At 61.4% G+C, this 17,994-nt stretch carries 15 protein-coding genes and 1 pseudogene; 6 read left to right on the top strand and 10 right to left on the bottom strand.

The annotated features are described in order from the left end of the window. Nucleotides 1–81: 81 nt before the first annotated feature. Entirely contained in the window at nucleotides 82–1,041 is a 960-nt protein-coding gene (locus ACY8D3_RS15595) for a lysylphosphatidylglycerol synthase transmembrane domain-containing protein (protein WP_462379712.1), read from the bottom strand. A 476-nt stretch (nucleotides 1,042–1,517) separates the two neighbouring features. Between ACY8D3_RS15595 and ACY8D3_RS15590 the strand changes: the two genes are divergently transcribed. Both ACY8D3_RS15590 and ACY8D3_RS15585 read left to right on the top strand, forming a co-directional pair. Then, entirely contained in the window at nucleotides 1,518–2,381 is an 864-nt protein-coding gene (locus tag ACY8D3_RS15590) for an isocitrate lyase/PEP mutase family protein (protein ID WP_462379711.1), read from the top strand. 63 nt (nucleotides 2,382–2,444) lie between these two features. Next, nucleotides 2,445–2,711, top strand: a complete 267-nt coding sequence (locus ACY8D3_RS15585) for a DksA/TraR family C4-type zinc finger protein (RefSeq protein ID WP_462379709.1) — start codon at nucleotides 2,445–2,447, stop codon at nucleotides 2,709–2,711. 3 nt (nucleotides 2,712–2,714) lie between these two features. Here the strand turns inward: ACY8D3_RS15585 and ACY8D3_RS15580 are convergent, their stop codons facing one another. Continuing rightward, nucleotides 2,715–3,263, bottom strand: coding sequence for a glutathione peroxidase (locus ACY8D3_RS15580; RefSeq protein ID WP_462379708.1), 549 nt, complete (start codon nucleotides 3,261–3,263; stop codon nucleotides 2,715–2,717). A 175-nt stretch (nucleotides 3,264–3,438) separates the two neighbouring features. Between ACY8D3_RS15580 and ACY8D3_RS15575 the strand changes: the two genes are divergently transcribed. Next, nucleotides 3,439–4,236 (top strand): DsbA family protein, encoded by a 798-nt coding sequence (locus ACY8D3_RS15575; protein ID WP_462379707.1) that lies wholly within the window; start codon nucleotides 3,439–3,441, stop codon nucleotides 4,234–4,236. Nucleotides 4,237–4,586: 350 nt separating this feature from the next. Next, nucleotides 4,587–5,330, top strand: coding sequence for a hypothetical protein (locus ACY8D3_RS15570; RefSeq protein WP_462379706.1), 744 nt, complete (start codon nucleotides 4,587–4,589; stop codon nucleotides 5,328–5,330). A 188-nt stretch (nucleotides 5,331–5,518) separates the two neighbouring features. Here ACY8D3_RS15570 and ACY8D3_RS15565 read toward each other — a convergent pair whose 3' ends face one another. Then, nucleotides 5,519–6,046: a GNAT family N-acetyltransferase gene (locus tag ACY8D3_RS15565; protein ID WP_462379705.1), complete on the bottom strand. Its 528-nt coding sequence runs from the start codon at nucleotides 6,044–6,046 to the stop codon at nucleotides 5,519–5,521. Beyond that, nucleotides 6,043–6,546, bottom strand: a complete 504-nt coding sequence (locus tag ACY8D3_RS15560) for an N-acetyltransferase family protein (RefSeq protein WP_462379704.1) — start codon at nucleotides 6,544–6,546, stop codon at nucleotides 6,043–6,045. The genes ACY8D3_RS15565 and ACY8D3_RS15560 overlap by 4 nt, the downstream gene beginning before the upstream one ends. A 688-nt stretch (nucleotides 6,547–7,234) precedes the next feature. On the opposite strand from ACY8D3_RS15560, the pseudogene ACY8D3_RS15555 reads away from it, so the two are divergent. Continuing rightward, nucleotides 7,235–8,107, top strand: a pseudogene (locus ACY8D3_RS15555) (cache domain-containing protein); the annotation flags it as partial. After that, nucleotides 8,093–9,223, top strand: coding sequence for a methyl-accepting chemotaxis protein (locus ACY8D3_RS15550; RefSeq protein WP_462384403.1), 1,131 nt, complete (start codon nucleotides 8,093–8,095; stop codon nucleotides 9,221–9,223). The pseudogene ACY8D3_RS15555 and the gene ACY8D3_RS15550, both read left to right, overlap by 15 nt. Before the next feature lie 53 nt (nucleotides 9,224–9,276). Here the strand turns inward: ACY8D3_RS15550 and ACY8D3_RS15545 are convergent, their stop codons facing one another. The 6 genes from ACY8D3_RS15545 to dusB form a co-directional block, all read right to left on the bottom strand. Further along, entirely contained in the window at nucleotides 9,277–10,038 is a 762-nt protein-coding gene (locus tag ACY8D3_RS15545; RefSeq protein ID WP_462379703.1) for an SDR family oxidoreductase, read from the bottom strand. A gap of 324 nt (nucleotides 10,039–10,362) precedes the next feature. After that, nucleotides 10,363–13,122, bottom strand: coding sequence for a hybrid sensor histidine kinase/response regulator (locus ACY8D3_RS15540; RefSeq protein WP_462379702.1), 2,760 nt, complete (start codon nucleotides 13,120–13,122; stop codon nucleotides 10,363–10,365). Nucleotides 13,123–13,295: 173 nt separating this feature from the next. After that, nucleotides 13,296–14,582 carry a phosphoribosylamine--glycine ligase gene (gene purD / locus ACY8D3_RS15535; protein ID WP_462379701.1) on the bottom strand — a complete coding sequence of 429 codons (1,287 nt, stop codon included), beginning with the start codon at nucleotides 14,580–14,582 and terminating at the stop codon, nucleotides 13,296–13,298. 199 nt (nucleotides 14,583–14,781) lie between these two features. Next, the gene (purH, locus tag ACY8D3_RS15530; protein ID WP_462379700.1) at nucleotides 14,782–16,386 is read right to left on the bottom strand and encodes a bifunctional phosphoribosylaminoimidazolecarboxamide formyltransferase/IMP cyclohydrolase; all 1,605 of its coding nucleotides are present in this window, start codon (nucleotides 16,384–16,386) and stop codon (nucleotides 14,782–14,784) included. Nucleotides 16,387–16,456: 70 nt separating this feature from the next. Beyond that, nucleotides 16,457–16,777: a DNA-binding transcriptional regulator Fis gene (gene fis, locus ACY8D3_RS15525; protein WP_462379699.1), complete on the bottom strand. Its 321-nt coding sequence runs from the start codon at nucleotides 16,775–16,777 to the stop codon at nucleotides 16,457–16,459. Further along, nucleotides 16,774–17,772 (bottom strand): tRNA dihydrouridine synthase DusB, encoded by a 999-nt coding sequence (dusB, locus tag ACY8D3_RS15520; RefSeq protein ID WP_462379698.1) that lies wholly within the window; start codon nucleotides 17,770–17,772, stop codon nucleotides 16,774–16,776. Before dusB ends, fis begins: the two co-directional genes overlap by 4 nt. Nucleotides 17,773–17,994 lie beyond the last annotated feature (222 nt).

Raw genomic sequence — 17,994 nt, 5'->3', positions numbered from 1 at the left:
GGACCGGGAATCGCGAGCCGTACACGCTGCCATTCGGAGAGAGGGCAGGTCGAAAAAAAGGGGCTTCGAAGCCCCTTTTTGTCAGTCGCTCGGGATGTTCTGCTGGATCTGGCGGCGACTGCGCCACTGGCCATACTCGAAACCGAGGACCACGAACAGCGACAGTGCGAACGGCAGCAGGAGGTAAAAGCCCCGGAACACAATGAGCGCTGCGAGAACATCGGCCGTCTTTAGCTCAGGCAGCGCAGCGATGAAGGTCACTTCCAACACACCCAGCCCGCCCGGCGCGTGAGACAGCAGAGCCAGTGAGAACGAAGCGAGGAAAACCCCCAGGATGACGAGGTAGCCCGGGTTGTCCTGTGCAGGCAGTGCGAAATAGATAATCGCAGCCGCGCACGCGAGTTCGAGCGGGCCGGCCAGTAGCTGGCGACGCACGATCTTCAGGCGGGGATACTCAAGGCGGAACTTGCCCCAGTTCCATGGCTTGAACTGCAGCCAGGAGCCCAGCACATAAAGCCCGACCATGCCCAGCAGAAACAGCCCGATGCAAATCGATACCCACGGGCCGAGGTCGGCCCCGACACGCTGGATCAGCGACGGCTGTGCCACCAGAACGCAGCCTGCTGCGAGCACCGTGCCCAAGGCGAATGTGAAGGAGCAGAAGACAATGAGAATGCCGATTTCCTGGGGAGAGACCCCCTTGGTTCGGTACGCCCGATAGCGCACCAGGGCACCAGAGAAGACGGACGCGCCGATATTATGGGCCAGCGCGTAGGTCGTGAACGAGCAGAGGGTGATGAACCACCACGAGATGCGTTTGCCCAGGTGCGCAATTGCGATGCGGTCATACCAGGCAAGGGCGCAATAGGCGCCGAGCGTGGCGAGGGCAGACATCAGCCAACCGTGAAACGGGATCGCCTGCAGGCTTTCCTTGAGGTCGTCCAGCGAAATGTTCCGCACTTCCTTGTAAAGCAGGTAGCAGGACAGCACGACCGCGAGAAGGCCGATCAGTGTCCAGACTGCGTCGCTGCGTTTGATCATCAAAGAGAAACCTCGAACTGGACTGCTGAAGCGTTCGCAAGTGACATGGAAGGGACGCCTCGTTCGAAAGGGCGGCCCTCGCAACGGGGGCTGGATTTTGCCGCCCGGAGTATCTCGGAGCGTACCGCTCTCATCAACTTCAAAGCCTCCTGTCGCCGTTACCGGTTGTTTCGTGGCTGACCCCTCGAATGAGCCGAAGGTTCGATCCGAACTGTTGACGCTGCCTATCGCCGATAGGCACAGCGCGGGTTGCCACACTGCCATGCCAACCTGAACGGCAGGTGTACGACGCTTGAATTTGGCGCTTTTCCGCCGCGGACAATAAATGAACTGGCCACTCTTCGCCATGTTTGACCGCGGCTTACGTTGGGAAGCTCGTCGGTAACAGGCCGGTTCACACTGCCGCGTCGGTACGAGAATTGCCTAGAATGTCGCACCTGAAGAGAAAAACATGTAGTCGTAGTGGATAAATTGCCATGCACAGAGCTTCCCATCATGAGCTTCGCGTCGCGTTCAGGACGCTGCTCACTTCCGAATCCTGCTATCACACCGCGTCGGTGTTCGACCCGATGTCTGCCCGTATTGCCGCTGACCTGGGGTTCGAGGTCGGCATCCTTGGTGGTTCCGTCGCCTCGCTCCAGGTGCTTGCCGCACCGGATTTCGCGCTCATTACGTTAAGCGAATTCGTCGAGCAGGCGGTGCGCATCGGTCGTGTATCGCGCCTGCCTGTCATCGCCGATGCGGACCACGGCTACGGCAATGCACTCAACGTTATGCGGACCGTCGTCGAGTTGGAGCGCGCCGGTATTGCTGCATTGACCATCGAAGATACGCTGCTTCCGGCCCAGTTCGGCCACAAGTCCACTGATCTGATACCCGTCGAAGAGGCGGTCGGAAAGATCCGCGCAGCGATCGAGGCGCGTACTGACACGGACTTGTCCATCATTGCCCGGACGAACGCCGGCGTCCTGAGCGTGGATGAAGTCATCCAGCGCACGCGTGCCTATCAGGCGGCCGGCGCAGATGGTATTTGCATGGTCGGAGTCGAGGACTTCGAACACCTCGAAGCCATTGCCCGACATTTGAGTGTCCCGCTCATGCTCGTCACCTACGGCAATCCCAAGCTGCGCGACAACGCCCGCCTGGCCAAGCTGGGTGTACGCATCGTGGTAAACGGTCATGCGGCCTATTTTGCGGCGATCAAGGCCACCTACGATTGCCTGCGCGAGCAGCGCGAAGTGGATGCATCGGACCTTAGCGCTTCGGAGTTGTCCAAGAAGTACACCCACCCGGACGAGTACCGGATATGGGCGCGCGAATACATGGACGTCAAAGAGTAGCGCCCTTTCCTGATTGCGCCGTCCGGCATGACATCACGCAGCCCCAATGAGGAGGAGGCGAACATGGCTACCGGTTGGGCGCATGATGGCGCCGTACAGGATCAGATCGACAGCACGGTCGAGGACGCGGTCAAACGCGCTCGCAGCCAGATGGGCAGAGGCGAAAGCCTGTTGCGATGTGAGGAATGCGACTGTGCGATCCCCGAAGCGCGGCGCAAGGCCGTGCCGGGTGTACGGCTATGTATCCGGTGCCAGACCGAATACGACAAGGCCCACGCCGCCAGCGCGGGTTACAACCGGCGCGGCAGCAAGGACAGTCAACTCAGATAGTGATCACGCCTTGGCGGCCAATGCCTTGTCGATGGCCGCCAGCAGGCGCGGGTCATCTGCGGTGACGTCCGGCGCGAAACGCTCGACGACCTTTCCATCGCGCCCAATCACAAATTTCTCGAAATTCCACTGGATCTCGGGAATCGGATTTGCCTCGATGCCGTATTCCTTCAGCCGAGCGCGCATGGGGCCTTCCCCGGTTGCATCCGGCTTGGCCTGAGTAAGCGCCGCATACAGTGGATGCTTGGCTTCGCCGACGACAGTCACCTTGGAGAAAAGCGGGAAGCTTACGTCGTATTCGGTGCTGCAGAACTGCTTGATCTCGGCTTCGCTCCCGGGCTCTTGCGCCTTGAAGTCATTCGCCGGGAAGCCAAGGATTTCCAGGCCATCGCCCTTGCGCTGGCGATAAAGCGCCTCGAGGCCTTCGTACTGTTTCGTGAGCCCGCACTTCGAGGCGACGTTCACGAGCAGCAGCGCCTTGCCCTTGTAGGCAGCCAGCGAGGTGGATTCGCCGTCGATCGTGGTCAGCGGAATGTCATACAGCGTGGTCATGTGGTTCTCCAGATAGGGGGGGGCAGCCGTGCGTTGCTGAACGCAGGCGGAACGGCAAGCAGAAGATGAAGGATCGGGCAGCCACCGCAAGTGCTCCGCTCGACGTCAATTTCGTCAAGGCCTAGTATGGCGGGGCGCCTGTGGCGCTCTCATGTCTCCTTTTCAAGGAAATACGATGTTTGTATTCAATCGTCAAACGCTGAGCGTAATCATGGCGGCCACGATGCTTTGGTCGGGCAGCGCCGTCCATGCCGCAGAAGCCAATTTCACCCCCGCGCAACAGGAGGCAATCGGCAAGATCGCTGCCCAGTACCTTGTCGATCATCCCGAGGTGCTCGTTCAGGCCAGCCAGGCGCTGCAGCAAAAGCAACAGCAGCAGGAAGCCCAGCAGATGCAGACCGGTGCCATCGCCTCGGGAACCGAGCTTACCTCCGACCCGGCGACGCCGGCCGTGGGACCGAAGGACGCGAAAGTCGCGGTCGTACAGTTCTTCGATTACCAGTGCATCTACTGCTACAAGATGGCGGGTGCTGTTGAGCAGCTCATGGAAAAGAACCCCAAGGTTCGTTTCGTGTTCAAGGAGTTCCCGATCTTCGGTTCGCGCTGGCCCGCCTCTACCCTTGCTGCTGAGGCCGGGCTCAAGGTGTACGCGGACAAGGGCGCCGATGCCTACCTCAAGTACCATAATGCCTTGTATGCAACTGGCAAGAACGAGGGCAAGCTGACCGGCGAGGACATCGCGGGTGCTACACGTTCGGCAGGCGTCACGCTGGATGATGTCAAGAAGGACGCCGATACACTCGATGCTCAGCTGCAGAAACACATGAAGCTGGGTTCTGAAGTCGGTGTGGCGGGCACGCCCACCTTCATCGTGATGCCCATTGACGGGGCGACCACGGACAACGTCACGGTCATCCCCGGCGCCGCCGACCTGAAGACCCTACAGGAAGCGATCGAGAAAGCCGGTCGCTGATCACCCCGCTTCGGATGTAGAAAGCCCCGGCTCGATCCGGGGCTTTTTTGTGCGGGACTCAATCAGGGGTCGGCGATTTCTCTTCGCTCATTCGTGCTCACCCCGCCCGCGTACGGAACCGGCTCAGGCCTCGGTACGTCACGTTCATGGCTGGCGCTCCACTGCCTTTCGGGTTGACCAGGCCTGACCCACCTGACTGTTTCGTAAGGGAAGCAGATCAGGGTAGGGCACTCATCGCGTCCGTTCGAAGCTTTGGATAGCCAACGGCGTTCAGATGTCTACAATCGTTGAGCGGCCGGGCGTGCCGCGGGCGTTCAGCCCGATCGACCTTTTTGACAGGATGACTATAGATGAGCCGATGTGGCGTGATGTGCGCAGTTCTCGTGGGCGCCGGACTACTCAGCCTGAAGGCCTTCGCGGCGTCCGGTGGGCCGTTGCCCGAGTGGGTACGGTTCAGTGACGAGGCCAGGCAATACACCGAGGCCCATCCCCATTCGGCAGCGGGTACCGACCGTTTCGTGTCGCTCGACATTGACGTGAGCTATCCGAACTACAAGGTCATCCAGCGCGTGCAGCGTCTGGGTCACTATGCGGAGGTGTCACGCCGCGACGGCTATGGGCAGGAGGAGATCCAGGGGCCGGCCGTGCAGCGCCGGATTCTTCAGGCCTACCACGGGTTTTTCTCCATCGACGATGAATACGAGCTTTCATCGATTCGCTTCGATCAGCAGAAGAATTTCCCCCGCGCGGGCTTCCGTATCACAAGCGAGACCATCGTACCGTCAGCGCCGGATGGTCACCTGACCGTCGAGCGCCAGTGCGGGTTCGTGCAGGCCGCAAAAGCCGAGGGTCTCGTCTCAGGCTTGCCGGGCGAAATCTACCACTATCGATGCGACTCGGACATCGAGGGGTCTACCACTGCGCCGCCGGTACTTCATTTCTGGTACTCGGATTACCTCGATATCGTCGTCAACCGTTACTACGAGCATGCCCGTAAGGATGACCTCACAAACATGGAAAACGATCGTTCGCTCACCTTCATCGATGCGTCCGGTCAGCGGCGAACCGCCCGATATTCCAATTTTCCTCGATAGGTGTCGGGTCGGCGAGACCGACGTAGCGTAGGTCATTCTGTTTGCTGGCGCGGACCGCGAGCCAGCGTGAGGTCCGGAGCTACGCCGTAGGGACTCGTAGAAGCTCGGGCGCGAAAGGTAGTCGCTAACGGGCTACTGACGGAATGACGGTGTGCCGGAGACATCGGGCCTTGATCTCACTTCTGGTGTTATTGCGCCCGGCGCAGAATCTTGTAATAGAGCGCAGTGGGCTGATAGGTCCCGTCAGGGCCCGCTGCGTAGTCGGGTATCTCCCCAACGCGCACATACCCGAGGCGTGCGTACAGGGCCTCGGCGTCGGAGCCTGCCAGCGTGTCGAGATACAGCAGCCCGCGGCCGATGCCAAGGCTGTGCGCTTCCAGCTCGGCCATCAGGGTGCTGGCCAAACCCCGTCTGCGCGCGCGCTGGTGCACCAGCAGTTTCTGGATCTCAGCGCGATTCAGCCCGTTGGGTTTGGTCACCAATGCAAGCTGCACGCTGCCGAGCAACTCGTCTGCTTCCTCGATTACCCAGAGCAGACGCTTGCCTGCTTGAATGCCTCTGCTCACTTCGTCGAGGTACGCCTCACACTCGGTTGCATCAATGTTCGCCAGAAAGCCAACCGAGGCGCCACTCGCAACGCTGTCGAGCAGGAGCCGGCCTAGCCCACCCCTGACAGTGTCGTAGCCGTCAGCCTTTACAAGACGAGGTCGGTTCATTTGCGAGGCGTCAGCGTCAATTGCATAAAGGTCAGGTCGAGCCAGCGACCAAACTTCGTACCGACTTCCCTGAGGTGGCCGACGTGCAGGAAGCCCAGTTGCTGATGCAGGTGGATCGAGCCTCGGTTAGCGCTTTCGATGGCGCCCACCATCACATGTTTGCCGTCCTGCCGGGCGCGCTCGATGAGCGCCGCCATCATGGCGCGGCCGATGCCGCTGCCACGTTGGCCGTCGCGAACATACACCGAGTGCTCGACCGTATGGCGGAAACCGTCGTGAGGACGCCATGGGCCATACGAGGCGTAGCCGAGTACGTTGTCGCATTCGTCCACGGCGACAAGGACCGGGAAGCCGTTCTCGCGCCGGTCGGCGAACCAGGCGCGACGATTTTCCAGGTCAACCGCCTGGTCGTTCCAGATCGCCGTGCTGTGCTCGACGGCTTCGTTATAGATCTCGCGGATGCCGTCGAGGTCGGCTTCCATTGCATCTCGAATGTTCATTGAGGCTCCGATCAGGCAAGTGGTTAATACACGTTAATGAGCTTGGTACCTCCGCGACGTGCTTGCAGCTGACTTTCGCGTGCGGCTTCAGCCAGGCCAGCACGAAATGTACGTTATGGCTTCGAGAAGGTTAAATCTGTTATCACGCGCCGGGCGCCGCTTGGCCACCAGGGCGGCCGTAGGATGAGTGCATCCACTTCTCTTGGCGGCTCAGTCCGGCATTGGCAGTGCGACGCTCGAGGCATCGTGGCCGCGTCCTTTGGGCCTAGCGCGGGCGCAAGGTGAATGAGCGAGCTGCGAGCATGCAACGCTTCGGTTGCAACGCGTCGGGCAACAATTACATCTGAAGGCCTGCCAGATCACGCTTAACCGATCAGGGCGCTTTGCCTCGGCCCGAGCAATAGTCATGCCGCGCCGTCGCGGTGTTCGCGTGGGAGGCCAAACCGAGCAACAACGGCCTTTGCGGGCCAGCTTGGTGCAAGGAATGAGTTCTATGGGCGATCGATGCCTCGCGGCGGTGCGTCCTGGCGCTTGAGGCGGATTCGATCCAACAACCCTTATCCACTCGCTCCCGGGGTAGTGTTCATCTTCCTGCATCGATAAGGCAGGCTTACCTTTCGTCGTGCCTGTTCAATTACCGGTTCGCTGGGCCGATACAGGGTTATCTTTCATCCTGGAGCACTCGCGCATGTCTACTCGAATTGCGCCGCGTATGACCGCTGGAATTCTCATGCTGCTGGTGCTGACGGCGTTCGCCATCTACGCCGTCATGACGTTTCGAGGCAAGCCCCAACTGGTGAGCGCGGGTACGCTAGCCGCCGAGCAATCCGCGGCGGCCATTGCACGCCAGCTTTCGATGCAGCTCAGCCGTATTGAAGGCACCACGGCTGCCATCGCTCATCTTGGCGAGGCGGTCCCGGCAGACGAGGCGCTGGTGAGCAGCCTGCTTCCGAAGATCATCGATAGCCAGGGCGATACCGCTATCGCAGGCGGTGGCCTGTGGCCGGAGCCGAACGCGTTTACCCCAGGCGCGGACCGTCGCAGCTTCTTTTGGGCCCGTGATGGAAAAGGCGCACTGACCTATTCGGATGATTACAACGTTCCGGGTGCGGCGCCTTACCAGGCCGAGTCCTGGTATGCCGACGCCCGTTCCGGTTCGGCGGGCCGGTGCGCCTGGTCGGATGCCTATCAGGACAGCGTGACGGGCGTTGCGATGACGACCTGTAGCGTGCCGTACCAGCGCGGTGGCCGTTTCGCCGGCGTGGCAACCATCGACCTCAAGCTCGATGGGCTCGCGTCCTTCCTGCAAAACCAGGGGAACGTTACCGGCGGCTATGCCTTCGCCGTGGACCGTGCCGGTAACGTGTTGTACTTCCCTGGCGCCAGGGCCGACAAGGGCCTGCCGACGGTGGCTGGACTCAGCACGTCGCTGCAGGGCTTCGCTTCGGTTGTTGCGGCTCTGGGCGATACCTCACGTGCCACCCAGACACTTTATCTCGACCACGATGTGCAGCTGGACGGGCCGGCGTACGTGACGCTCGAAAAAATGGGCAGCACGGGGTGGCATGTCGGGCTCGTCACGCCCGAGCACCGCGTGACGGGGTTGGCGGATCGGCTGACCCTCGACATCCTCGTTTTCCTGTTGCCGCTGCTGGGCGTACTGCTCGGCCTGGCCTGGCTGGCAGGCAAGCGACTGCTCGCGCAAATCGACGAGACGACCGCGCAAATCGAATTGTTGGGGCAGGGCTCGGCGGGCAGCAGCGAGCTGGATATTCGCCGCGACGACGAAATCGGCGCTCTGCGCTCGGCGGTCAACCGCTACGCCGGTTCGCTACGCGAGATGCTGCGCAACATTGCGAATGAAGCGGACACCCTCCAGCGGCAGGCCAGTGAGCTGGCTGGACTCTCCAGCGGCCTGGCGGATCGATCCGAGTCGCAGCGCGAAGACAATACGATGCTCGCGACAGCAATCACGGAAATGTCGGCAAGCGCGGGTGAGGTTGCCCACAACACGACCACCTGTTCGGACCTTGCGAGCACTTCGCTGGAATCGGCGCGGGTTGGTCAGCAGAATGTCACTCGCAATGCGGCGTCCATCGAGGCACTGGCTGGCGAGATCACGGGTGCGGCGGCGACCATCACGCGTCTGGGCGATGACATCGAGCGGGTTGGCGGCGTGCTTGCCGTCATCAAGTCGATCTCTGAACAGACCAACCTGCTTGCGCTGAACGCCGCCATCGAAGCCGCGCGGGCCGGTGAACAGGGGCGCGGGTTCGCCGTTGTTGCGGATGAAGTCCGCACCCTGGCTGGCCGGACCCAGGCGTCCGCTGATGAAATTTCTGAAATGATCGCCCAGCTTCGGCAGGCGTCGAGCGAGGCGGTGTCGACGATGCAGGCAGGCGCTGAACGCACCCGTGTGGCTGTCGACCAGGCGTCCGGTATTTCCGGCACGCTGGAGCAGACCGTGGGCAGCTTCGATGACATCGTGCAGCGTGCCCAGCAAATTGCCGTGGCCGCGACAGAGCAAAGCCACGTAGCGCAGGAAATCAACGAGCTGGCCGTGCGCATCCACGCCGCCAGCGAGCAGAGCGCACGAGACGCCGGGGCGCTGCGAGAACTAGGGCAGGGCATGCAAGGGCTATCGGAACGCCTCTCCGGCATGAGCCGCGGACGGTGACCGATGTAAAGTGAACGAAGCCCCGAAAAGGGGCTTCTTCTTTTTCTGCTGGGTTACTGGTCGCGATCAACTGCGAAAGCGGACCACGCCTGACGCGACGGCATAATTTCCAGGCGGTTGATGTTGATGTGGTCGGGCAGGGTGGCTACGTAGAAGATCTGCTCGGCGATGTCTTCAGCCGTCAGTGGGGTGGTGCCACGGTAAAGCTTGTCAGAAGCGGCCTGGTCGCCCTTGGTGCGTACCAGGGTAAATTCCGTTTCCGCCATTCCCGGCGCGATATCGGTCACCCGGACACCCGTGGACACCAGGTCGCAGCGCAGGTTGAAGCTGAACTGCTTCACGAATGCCTTGCTGGCGCCGTAGACGTGGCCGCCTGGGTAGGGCCATTCGCCCGCAACCGAGCCCAGGTTGATGATGCTCGTGCCCTTGCCGGTCTCGAGCAGTTTCGGCAGGACGGCATGGGTCACATTGACGAGGCCCGTGATGTTGGTGTCGATCATGGTGTGCCAGTCCTGCAGGTCGACCTTCTGTGCCGGTTGGGGCGCCAGCGCCAGACCAGCGTTGTTGACCAGTACCTTGATCGTTGCAAATTCTGCGGGCAGGCCTGCCACGAGCGCCTTCACCGCCTCGGCGTCACGCACATCCAGCGTCGCCGCATGCACAGGCACCGAGCCGCCGAGCTCGGCCTTGAGTTCTTCGAGTCGGTCGCTGCGGCGGCCCGTGATGACCAGGGACCAACCGGCCTGCGCGAAGCGCCGTGCGGTAGCACGACCGAATCCAGACGTGGCGCCGGTGATGAAAACGACATTGCTCATGGTTAACCTCACTCAAGGGGCTGATGGAATGCCCTGCGATGACGCGGGCTTCGATATCCCAACGTTTATAACGTGTTCAGTAACGAAAGGGCACCGCAGCGTGGCCACAATCAACATGAAGGCTGCTCATGAGCCCTTGGTTACCCAATGCTATATGAGCCAGTTGGTATCCTGCTGAGGCCAGACGCGAGCGGGCCTGCGGTGTCGTCGTTGGGGCAGGCGTGTTACGCAGACGGCGGCGGACGCATGGAGAATGGGCGCCTGGCTGTAGCAGATCGATTTGGCAGTTTTTTCAATAGAGGCGTGGGCAGGGATGCCGCTGGTTCAGGCCTGCTCGGCCTGCTTGCGGCCAATCCAGTGCTGGACCAACTCACGCAGCTGAGACAGTTCGACGGGTTTGGCCATGTGCCCATCCATGCCCGCGAGATAGGCCCGCTCCTTGTGCTCGCTGAGGATGTGTGCGGTCAACGCCACGACGGGCGTGCGGGGCTTTCCCAGCTCGCGCTCCCACCGGCGCAAGCGCTCGGTCGCAGCGAAGCCATCCAGAACGGGCATTTCGCAGTCCATCAGGACGAGATCGTAATGCTTGGACTGCATTGCCTTGAGTGCCTGTTCGCCGTCAGTTGCCGTGTCGCACTCGATACGCAGCTTGTTCAGCATGCCCCGGATAACCTTAGTGGAGATGCTGTTGTCCTCTGCAATGAGGATGCGGAAATCCTCAGGGGCCTCGAGCGGCGCGCTGACTGGCGTGGAAGGCAGCCGCGCGTTGCCGCGTCGACGCTGGAGCAGTTCTTCGGCCAGTGTCGTCTTGAGTGTGTAGCCGGCGGCCGGCTTGGCAAGAATGCGCTTGATGCCAGCATTGCGTGCCACGACCTTGCCCGGTGCATTGCTGATGCCCGTCAGCATGATCAGGAGAACGTCGTTGTTGAGGCTCGGGTCTTCCTTGATCCGCGCGGCCAGCTGCACCCCGCTCATGCCAGGCATTTCCTGGTCAAGCAAGACGATATCGAAGTATTCGCCAATGTGCGCCTTGGTCCGGAGCAGAGCGAGTGCTTCCTTCCCCGACGCGACCATGCTGACCTGCAGCCCCCAGGCGGTGCATTGCTGAAGCAGCACCTTGCGGCAAGTTTCATTGTCGTCCACCACAAGTACACGAGCCCCTTGCAGAAGCGCATCCGGGTCGGTGTTCTGCTGTACCAGCCATTGGGTGTCTACGGGCAGGCTGAGCGCAAGCGTGGTGCCTTGTTCGCTGCCACTCTGCACGGTGAACTCCGCGTCCATGAGGCGAATGAGGTGACGTGCGACGATGAGGCTGACCTGACCGCTTAGGCGGCTGGTGGCGAGCACGTCCCTGTTGTCGAGCTCGGGTTTGAGCAGGTGTTCGCGTTCTTCTGCGGTCAACGGGCGCCCTGTGTCTTGAACCGCTATGCGCAGGCGAGGCTGTGCCAGGGTGGTTTGCTCGAGGGCGACTACCAGTACGACTTCGCCCTGGTCGGTCTGCCGGAACGCATGTTCGAGCAGGCTCAGCACCACCTGTCTTAGGCGGGTGGGGTCACCACTGATGACACGTGGGACCTGCGGCTGCATGAAGCTGATGAGTTCCACCCCTTGCTGTTCAGCACGGGGGCGGAAGATGTCCAGGCATTCGTCGATCAGGCCATTGAGGTCGAAGCGGACGTCGTCCAGTTCGATTTGCCCGGATTCCAGCTTGGAGATATCGAGAATCTCGTTGATGAGCGAGAGCAATTCGCTGCCGGAACTGTGGATGGTCTGCACGTAATCACGCTGCTTGGCCGATAGCGGTGTGCCTTGCAGCAGCTCGGTCATTCCCAGCACGCCGTTCATGGGTGTGCGGATCTCGTGGCTCAGGCGGCCGAGGAACTGCGCCTTGGCGCGAAGTTCAGCGGAAGAGGCCGCATGATCGCGACTGGCATTGTGTCGATGGTCCACCAACTCGTTCCGGCGCTCCGTCAGCGCCATGCTGCACAGGGCGGCGGAAAGGCCAAGGATGCCAAGCAGGGCGATCAGCATCCACTCGGTGGGAACGGGCCAGTACCCCAGCAGCGCCGGAAGCGAGCCGAAAAAACCGATATTGAAGATGACCGACGCAACTGCAAACGGGCGTGCCGGTTGGTAGCCGTGGCGCAGGTGATAAGAGGTAACGGCAAGGACGGTCAGCCCCACCGCGCCCAACAGAATGTAGGTGAAAGGCAGCAGGTTGGCGCCCTGGAAAAGGATCATCAGTAGCGCCAGCACGCCGACAAGCGCCGTCTCGGCCTTCAACAAGCGGGTAGGCAGATTCCGTTCACCCACGCCGGAGAAGAACTGTAGCGTCAGCATCAGGGCGCAGCCCATGACCCACAAAAGAGACAGATTGGTCAGCAGCGGCTGAACCCACAGTGCCTTGCCGAGCCAGGGGCTGCTGATGCCGAGGCCATTAAGGCCGACCATCAGGGTCCCGAACGTACCGCCTGCCAACCAGAGACTGCCCCCTGCGCGGTGGCGCCAATAACGAAGGACGTTATAGAGGGTCAACAGTATCAGCGCGCATAACAGAGCGCCGATCAGCATGGTCTTGCCGTCGTCAGCAGCGGCCTGCGCCGCGGGGACCAGACTGATCGACGGACGAAGCGTACTGTCGGCCTGCAGTCGGACATAGATGTCGAGACGGTCGGCGGACTGTGGGATGGGAATCAGGTAATCCCGGCTGGGCAGCGGTCGGGTCGAGTACGGCATGTGAATGCCGGTGAGGATCTGCTGAACGCGCTCGTTACCATGCATGGCATAGAATTCGAGCGATCCAAGCCCGGGCGCAAAGACGCGGAGCAGCTGCGTGGCCTGGTTACCCGGAACCTGATAGTGCAACCACAGCGCGCCAGGCGCGGCGGGCACGACAACGTCGGAAAGTTGAGTATTGGAAAAAGCGCGGTAACGCGAATTTCGGAGGTCTTCGAGCTGTAGGTTGCCGTCCTGATCCAACAGCTGCGCCCAGCCGACGACCGTCTGCGCGAACGCCTGTGACGAGCACAAGGCAGACAGCGACAGGCAGACCAGTAGCGTGATGGCAGTCCAGAGCCGGGACACGGGCGAGTTCCGTTCGAAGGTGTGGCTGAATTATAGCCAATGCGCGTGACCGACCGATACGACCGGATAGCGCCAATGCTGGCACGTCGATGAGCTTTATTGTAGGTGAGGCACCGATCAGGGCGTTGGCGCTGTGCGAGCGACGTGGCGGCTCGCACAGCGCCATGCCTGTGTTATTCGCCTTTTTCGCGGGCAATCGCACGATAGCCAATGTCGCGACGGTAGAAGCAGCCGCCCCAACTGATCTTCTCGGCCAGTCGATACGCCTGTTGCTGCGCGTCGGCCACGCTCGCGCCAATGGCTGTTGCGCAAAGCACCCGGCCGCCTGCGGTGACCACTTGGCCGTCCTTCATGGCAGTGCCGGCATGGAACACCTTGCCGTCCAGGACCGCTGCGTCGTGCAGGCCCGAGATCGCCTGCCCCTTGGCGTAGTCACCCGGGTAGCCACCCGCGGCAAGCACTACGCCGACCGTGGGACGTGGGTCCCAGGTAGCCTCAACCTTGTTCAGCGCCTTGGCGAGCGCGGCCTCGACGAGCAGGACGAGGGAGGATTCCAGGCGCACCATGATCGGCTGGGTCTCAGGGTCACCAAAGCGGCAGTTGAATTCGATCACCTTGGGTGCGCCGGACGTGTCGATCATGAGGCCGGCGTAGAGGAAGCCGGTGTAGACATTGCCTTCGGCTGCCATTCCGCGGACCGTCGGGTAGATGACCTCTTCCATCACACGTTTGTGAACCTCGGCGGTGACCACTGGCGCCGGTGAATACGCGCCCATGCCGCCGGTATTGGGACCGGTGTCACCATCGCCAACCCGCTTGTGGTCCTGGCTGGTAGCCATGGGCAGTACGTTTTCCCCGTCAACCATGACGATGAAGCTGGCTTCTTCACCGTCGAGGAATTCCTCGATGACAACGCGGGCACCGGCGTCACCGAAGGCGTTGCCCGAAAGCATGTCACGCACGGCGTCTTCCGCTTCTTCCAGGTTCATCGCCACGATCACACCTTTACCGGCGGCCAGGCCATCCGCCTTGATGACGATCGGTGCACCCTTCTCACGAAGGTAGCTCAGTGCCGGTTCGACCTCGGTGAAGTTCTGGTAGTCGGCGGTCGGGATCGCGTGGCGAGCAAGGAAGTCCTTGGTGAACGCCTTCGAGCCTTCGAGCTGCGCGGCAGCCGCAGTCGGACCAAAGATGTCGAGGCCGCGGGAGCGGAACAGGTCAACCACACCCTTCACCAGCGGCGCTTCCGGACCGACGATGGTCAGTTGTACGTGCTTGGCGGCGAAGTCCGCCAGCTCTTCGATCGCAAGCACGTCGATCGCCACATTCTCGCACTTCGCTTCCGTCGCGGTGCCAGCGTTGCCGGGCGCCACGAAGACCTTTTCGATACGAGGATCTTGCGCCACTTTCCAGGCAAGGGCGTGTTCGCGACCGCCGCTGCCGATGATCAATACGTTCATGTCTTGCTCCCTATGGGGGCGGGCCATTGACCCGCATAGCAGATAAGCAAAGCGTTATCCGCTCTACATATTTCGAGGTCGCGATCGGATCGGTAGATGCAAGGCGCCTGGGGCTACCTCAAGCGGAGTTGCCTAGTGGCAATGAGCATTGAGGAAGCCCCAGGCAACGCCGCAGATGCCCATCCGAGTGCGGCCGATCTCAGTGCCTGAAGTGGCGCATGCCGGTAAGGACCATCGCCATCCCGGCCTCATCGGCAGCGGCAATCACTTCCTCGTCACGCATCGAGCCACCCGGCTGGATCACAGCCGTGATACCCGCCTTGGCGGCGTTGTCGATGCCATCGCGGAAGGGAAAGAACGCATCGGATGCCATGACGGCGCCTGCCACCTGCAGCCCAGCGTGCTCAGCCTTGATGGCCGCGATGCGGGCGGAGTTCACCCGGCTCATCTGACCGGCACCGACGCCAACGGTCTGGCGATGCTTGGCATAGACGATGGCATTGGATTTGACGAACTTCGCGACTTTCCAAGCGAAGATCAGGTCGTGGATTTCCTGCTCGGTCGGTGCGCGACGGGTAACGATCTTGAGATCGTCTGCAGTGATCATGCCGGTATCACGGCTCTGGATCAGCAGGCCACCATTGACGCGCTTGTAGTCCCAGCCAGCAGCGCGGGTAGCAGGCCATTCGCCGCATTCCAGTAAACGGACGTTGGCCTTGGCGGCTACAGCTTGACGCGCCGCTTCGCTGATGGAGGGCGCAATGATCACCTCAACGAACTGACGCTCGACGATAGCCTTGGCCGTCTCGCCGTCCAGTTCACGGTTGAAGGCGATGATGCCGCCAAAGGCCGACTCGGTATCGGTGGCATAAGCCAGATCGTACGCCTTGCGGATGCCACCCTCATCGTCCGGCACGACTGCCACGCCGCACGGATTGGCGTGCTTGACGATGACGCAGGCCGGCTTGGTGAAACTCTTGACGCATTCCAGCGCAGCGTCGGTGTCCGCAACGTTGTTGAAGGACAGTTCCTTGCCCTGCAGCTGGCGCGCGGTGGCTACGCAGGCTTCTTCAGGGTTCTCGATGTAGAACGCGGCTTGCTGGTGCGGGTTTTCGCCATAGCGCATGTCTTGCGCCTTGACGAACTGCGCCGTGAAGGTGCGCGGGAACAGGCTGCGATTTTCGGTAGTGAGGGTGTCTTGCGACTGGTCGATACCGCCGAGGTAGTTGGCAATCATGCCGTCGTAGGCTGCGGTGTGCTCGAAGGCCTTCAGTGCCAGGTCAAAGCGCTGAGCATAGGTCAGGCCGCCGTTGCGCAGGTTCTCGAGTACGGCGTCGTAATCGCCGGCGTTGACGATGATGGCAACATCCTTGTGGTTCTTCGCGGCGCTGCGGACCATGGTCGGGCCACCGATATCGATATTCTCGATCGCGTCGGGCAGGGTGCACCCAGGCTTGGCAACGGTGGCTGCGAACGGATACAGGTTAACCGCTACCAGGTCGATCGGCTTGATGCCGTGCTGTTCCATGATGTCACCATCAAGCGCGCGGCGGCCAAGAATGCCGCCGTGGATCTTGGGATGAAGCGTCTTCACGCGGCCGTCCATCATTTCCGGGAAGCCGGTGTAGTCCGCGACTTCAACAGCGGCAATGCCATTATCCTTCAGCAGCTTGTAGGTGCCACCGGTGGAGAGGATTTCCACCCCCATGTCGGCAAGCGCGCGAGCAAACTCGACCACGCCGGTCTTGTCAGAGACGCTGATCAGCGCGCGGTGAACGGGAAGGCGAAGGCTTTGGTCGGTCATGGGCAATGGATCGCTCAGGATGGATAGGATTGGAAGAACGGTGCCGCAATGGCTCGGCAGGCCGCAGACGTCAAAGCAGGTCGTATTGCTTCAGCTTCTTGCGCAGTGTGCCGCGGTTGAGGCCGAGCAGTTCGGAGGCTTTGGTCTGGTTGCCTTTGACGTGGTTCATCACGGTTTCGAGCAGGGGCGCCTCGACCTCGGACAGCACCAGGTTGTACACGTCGGTGACATCCGCGCCCTCGAGATGGGCGAAGTAATTGAGCAGCGCTTTTTCCACCGCGCCACGAAGGGTCTGCCCTTCGGCGCTGGGGGCACTCAGGTGCTGCTTGAGGTTGAGGTTGTCGCTCACGTGGGTTGTTCCAGTCACTAAAGTCTCGGTCATCGTCGTCATGCGGCCACACCTTCTCCGTCGTTGTGTCGCTCGGCAAAGAACTGCTGAACGTCGGCGCGCTGCGCGTCCGTGGATTCCAAACGATTGAACCGGGCGCGAAATTCCTTTGCGCCCGGCAATGTAGCCAGGTACCAGCCAACATGCTTGCGGGCGATACGTACGCCCATGGTGTCGCCATAGAAAGCGTGGAGGGCTGCCAGGTGTTCCAGCAGAATCTGCTCCACGTCCACGAGCGAAGGAGCGGGCAGCAATTGCCCGGTCTCCAGATAATGGTCGATTTCTTGGAAAATCCAGGGTCGGCCTTGGGCCGCTCGTCCGATCAGAAGCCCGTCCACGCCTGTATAGGCCAGCACATGGGCGGCCTTCTGGGGGGAGTCGATGTCGCCATTGGCCATGACCGGAATGGAAACCGTCTGCTTGATCGTGGCGATGGTGTCGTATTCCGCTTCACCGGTGTACAGGTCGGCCTTGGTTCGACCATGGACGGCAAGTGCTGCGATACCCGCTTCTTCGGCGAGGCGAGCAATGACAGGACCATTACGGTGGTCGCGGTCCCAGCCGGTGCGGATCTTGAGTGTTACCGGCACGTTCACGGCGGACACGACTGCAGAAAGGATATCAGCGACCAGTCGCTCATCCTTCATCAGCGCAGAACCCGCGGCCTTGTTGCAGACCTTCTTCGCAGGGCAGCCCATGTTGATATCGATGATCTGCGCACCGAGTTCAACATTACGCTGGGCGGCTTCGGCCAGCATCTCGGGATCACCGCCGGCAATCTGGACCGAGCGGGGTTCGGCTTCGCCAGCATGAATCAGGCGAAGGCGCGATTTGCGGCTGTTCCAGAGGCGTACGTCGCTGGTCACCATTTCCGACACGACCATGCCCGCACCCAGACGCTTGCATAGCGAGCGAAACGGCTGATCGGTCACGCCCGCCATGGGCGCGAGGATCAAGCGATTGGATAATGTGTAGGGGCCGATGGTTAGCGCCGACATTGGGGTTCCCTGCATGGGGCCTGTCAGTTCTTGGTCATGGATCATTTTGCGGCGAAAAAGCGGTGCCCTTGGGCTACGGACTGTGCATCACGACAACAAGGCATCGTGATCGACAGGCCATGCCGCCTGTGCGCAGCAGCGTCGAACGAATCATTTTGGGTACAGCGAAAAGGGTGGGCATGATACCCGCTCCCCGTGACTGGATAAAGATTGTTCTGAACA

This window comes from Pseudomonas sp. Marseille-QA0892, assembly GCF_054950135.1.
Note: the sequence above shows the minus strand (reverse complement) of the source record. Positions and strands in the feature narration are given on the sequence as shown.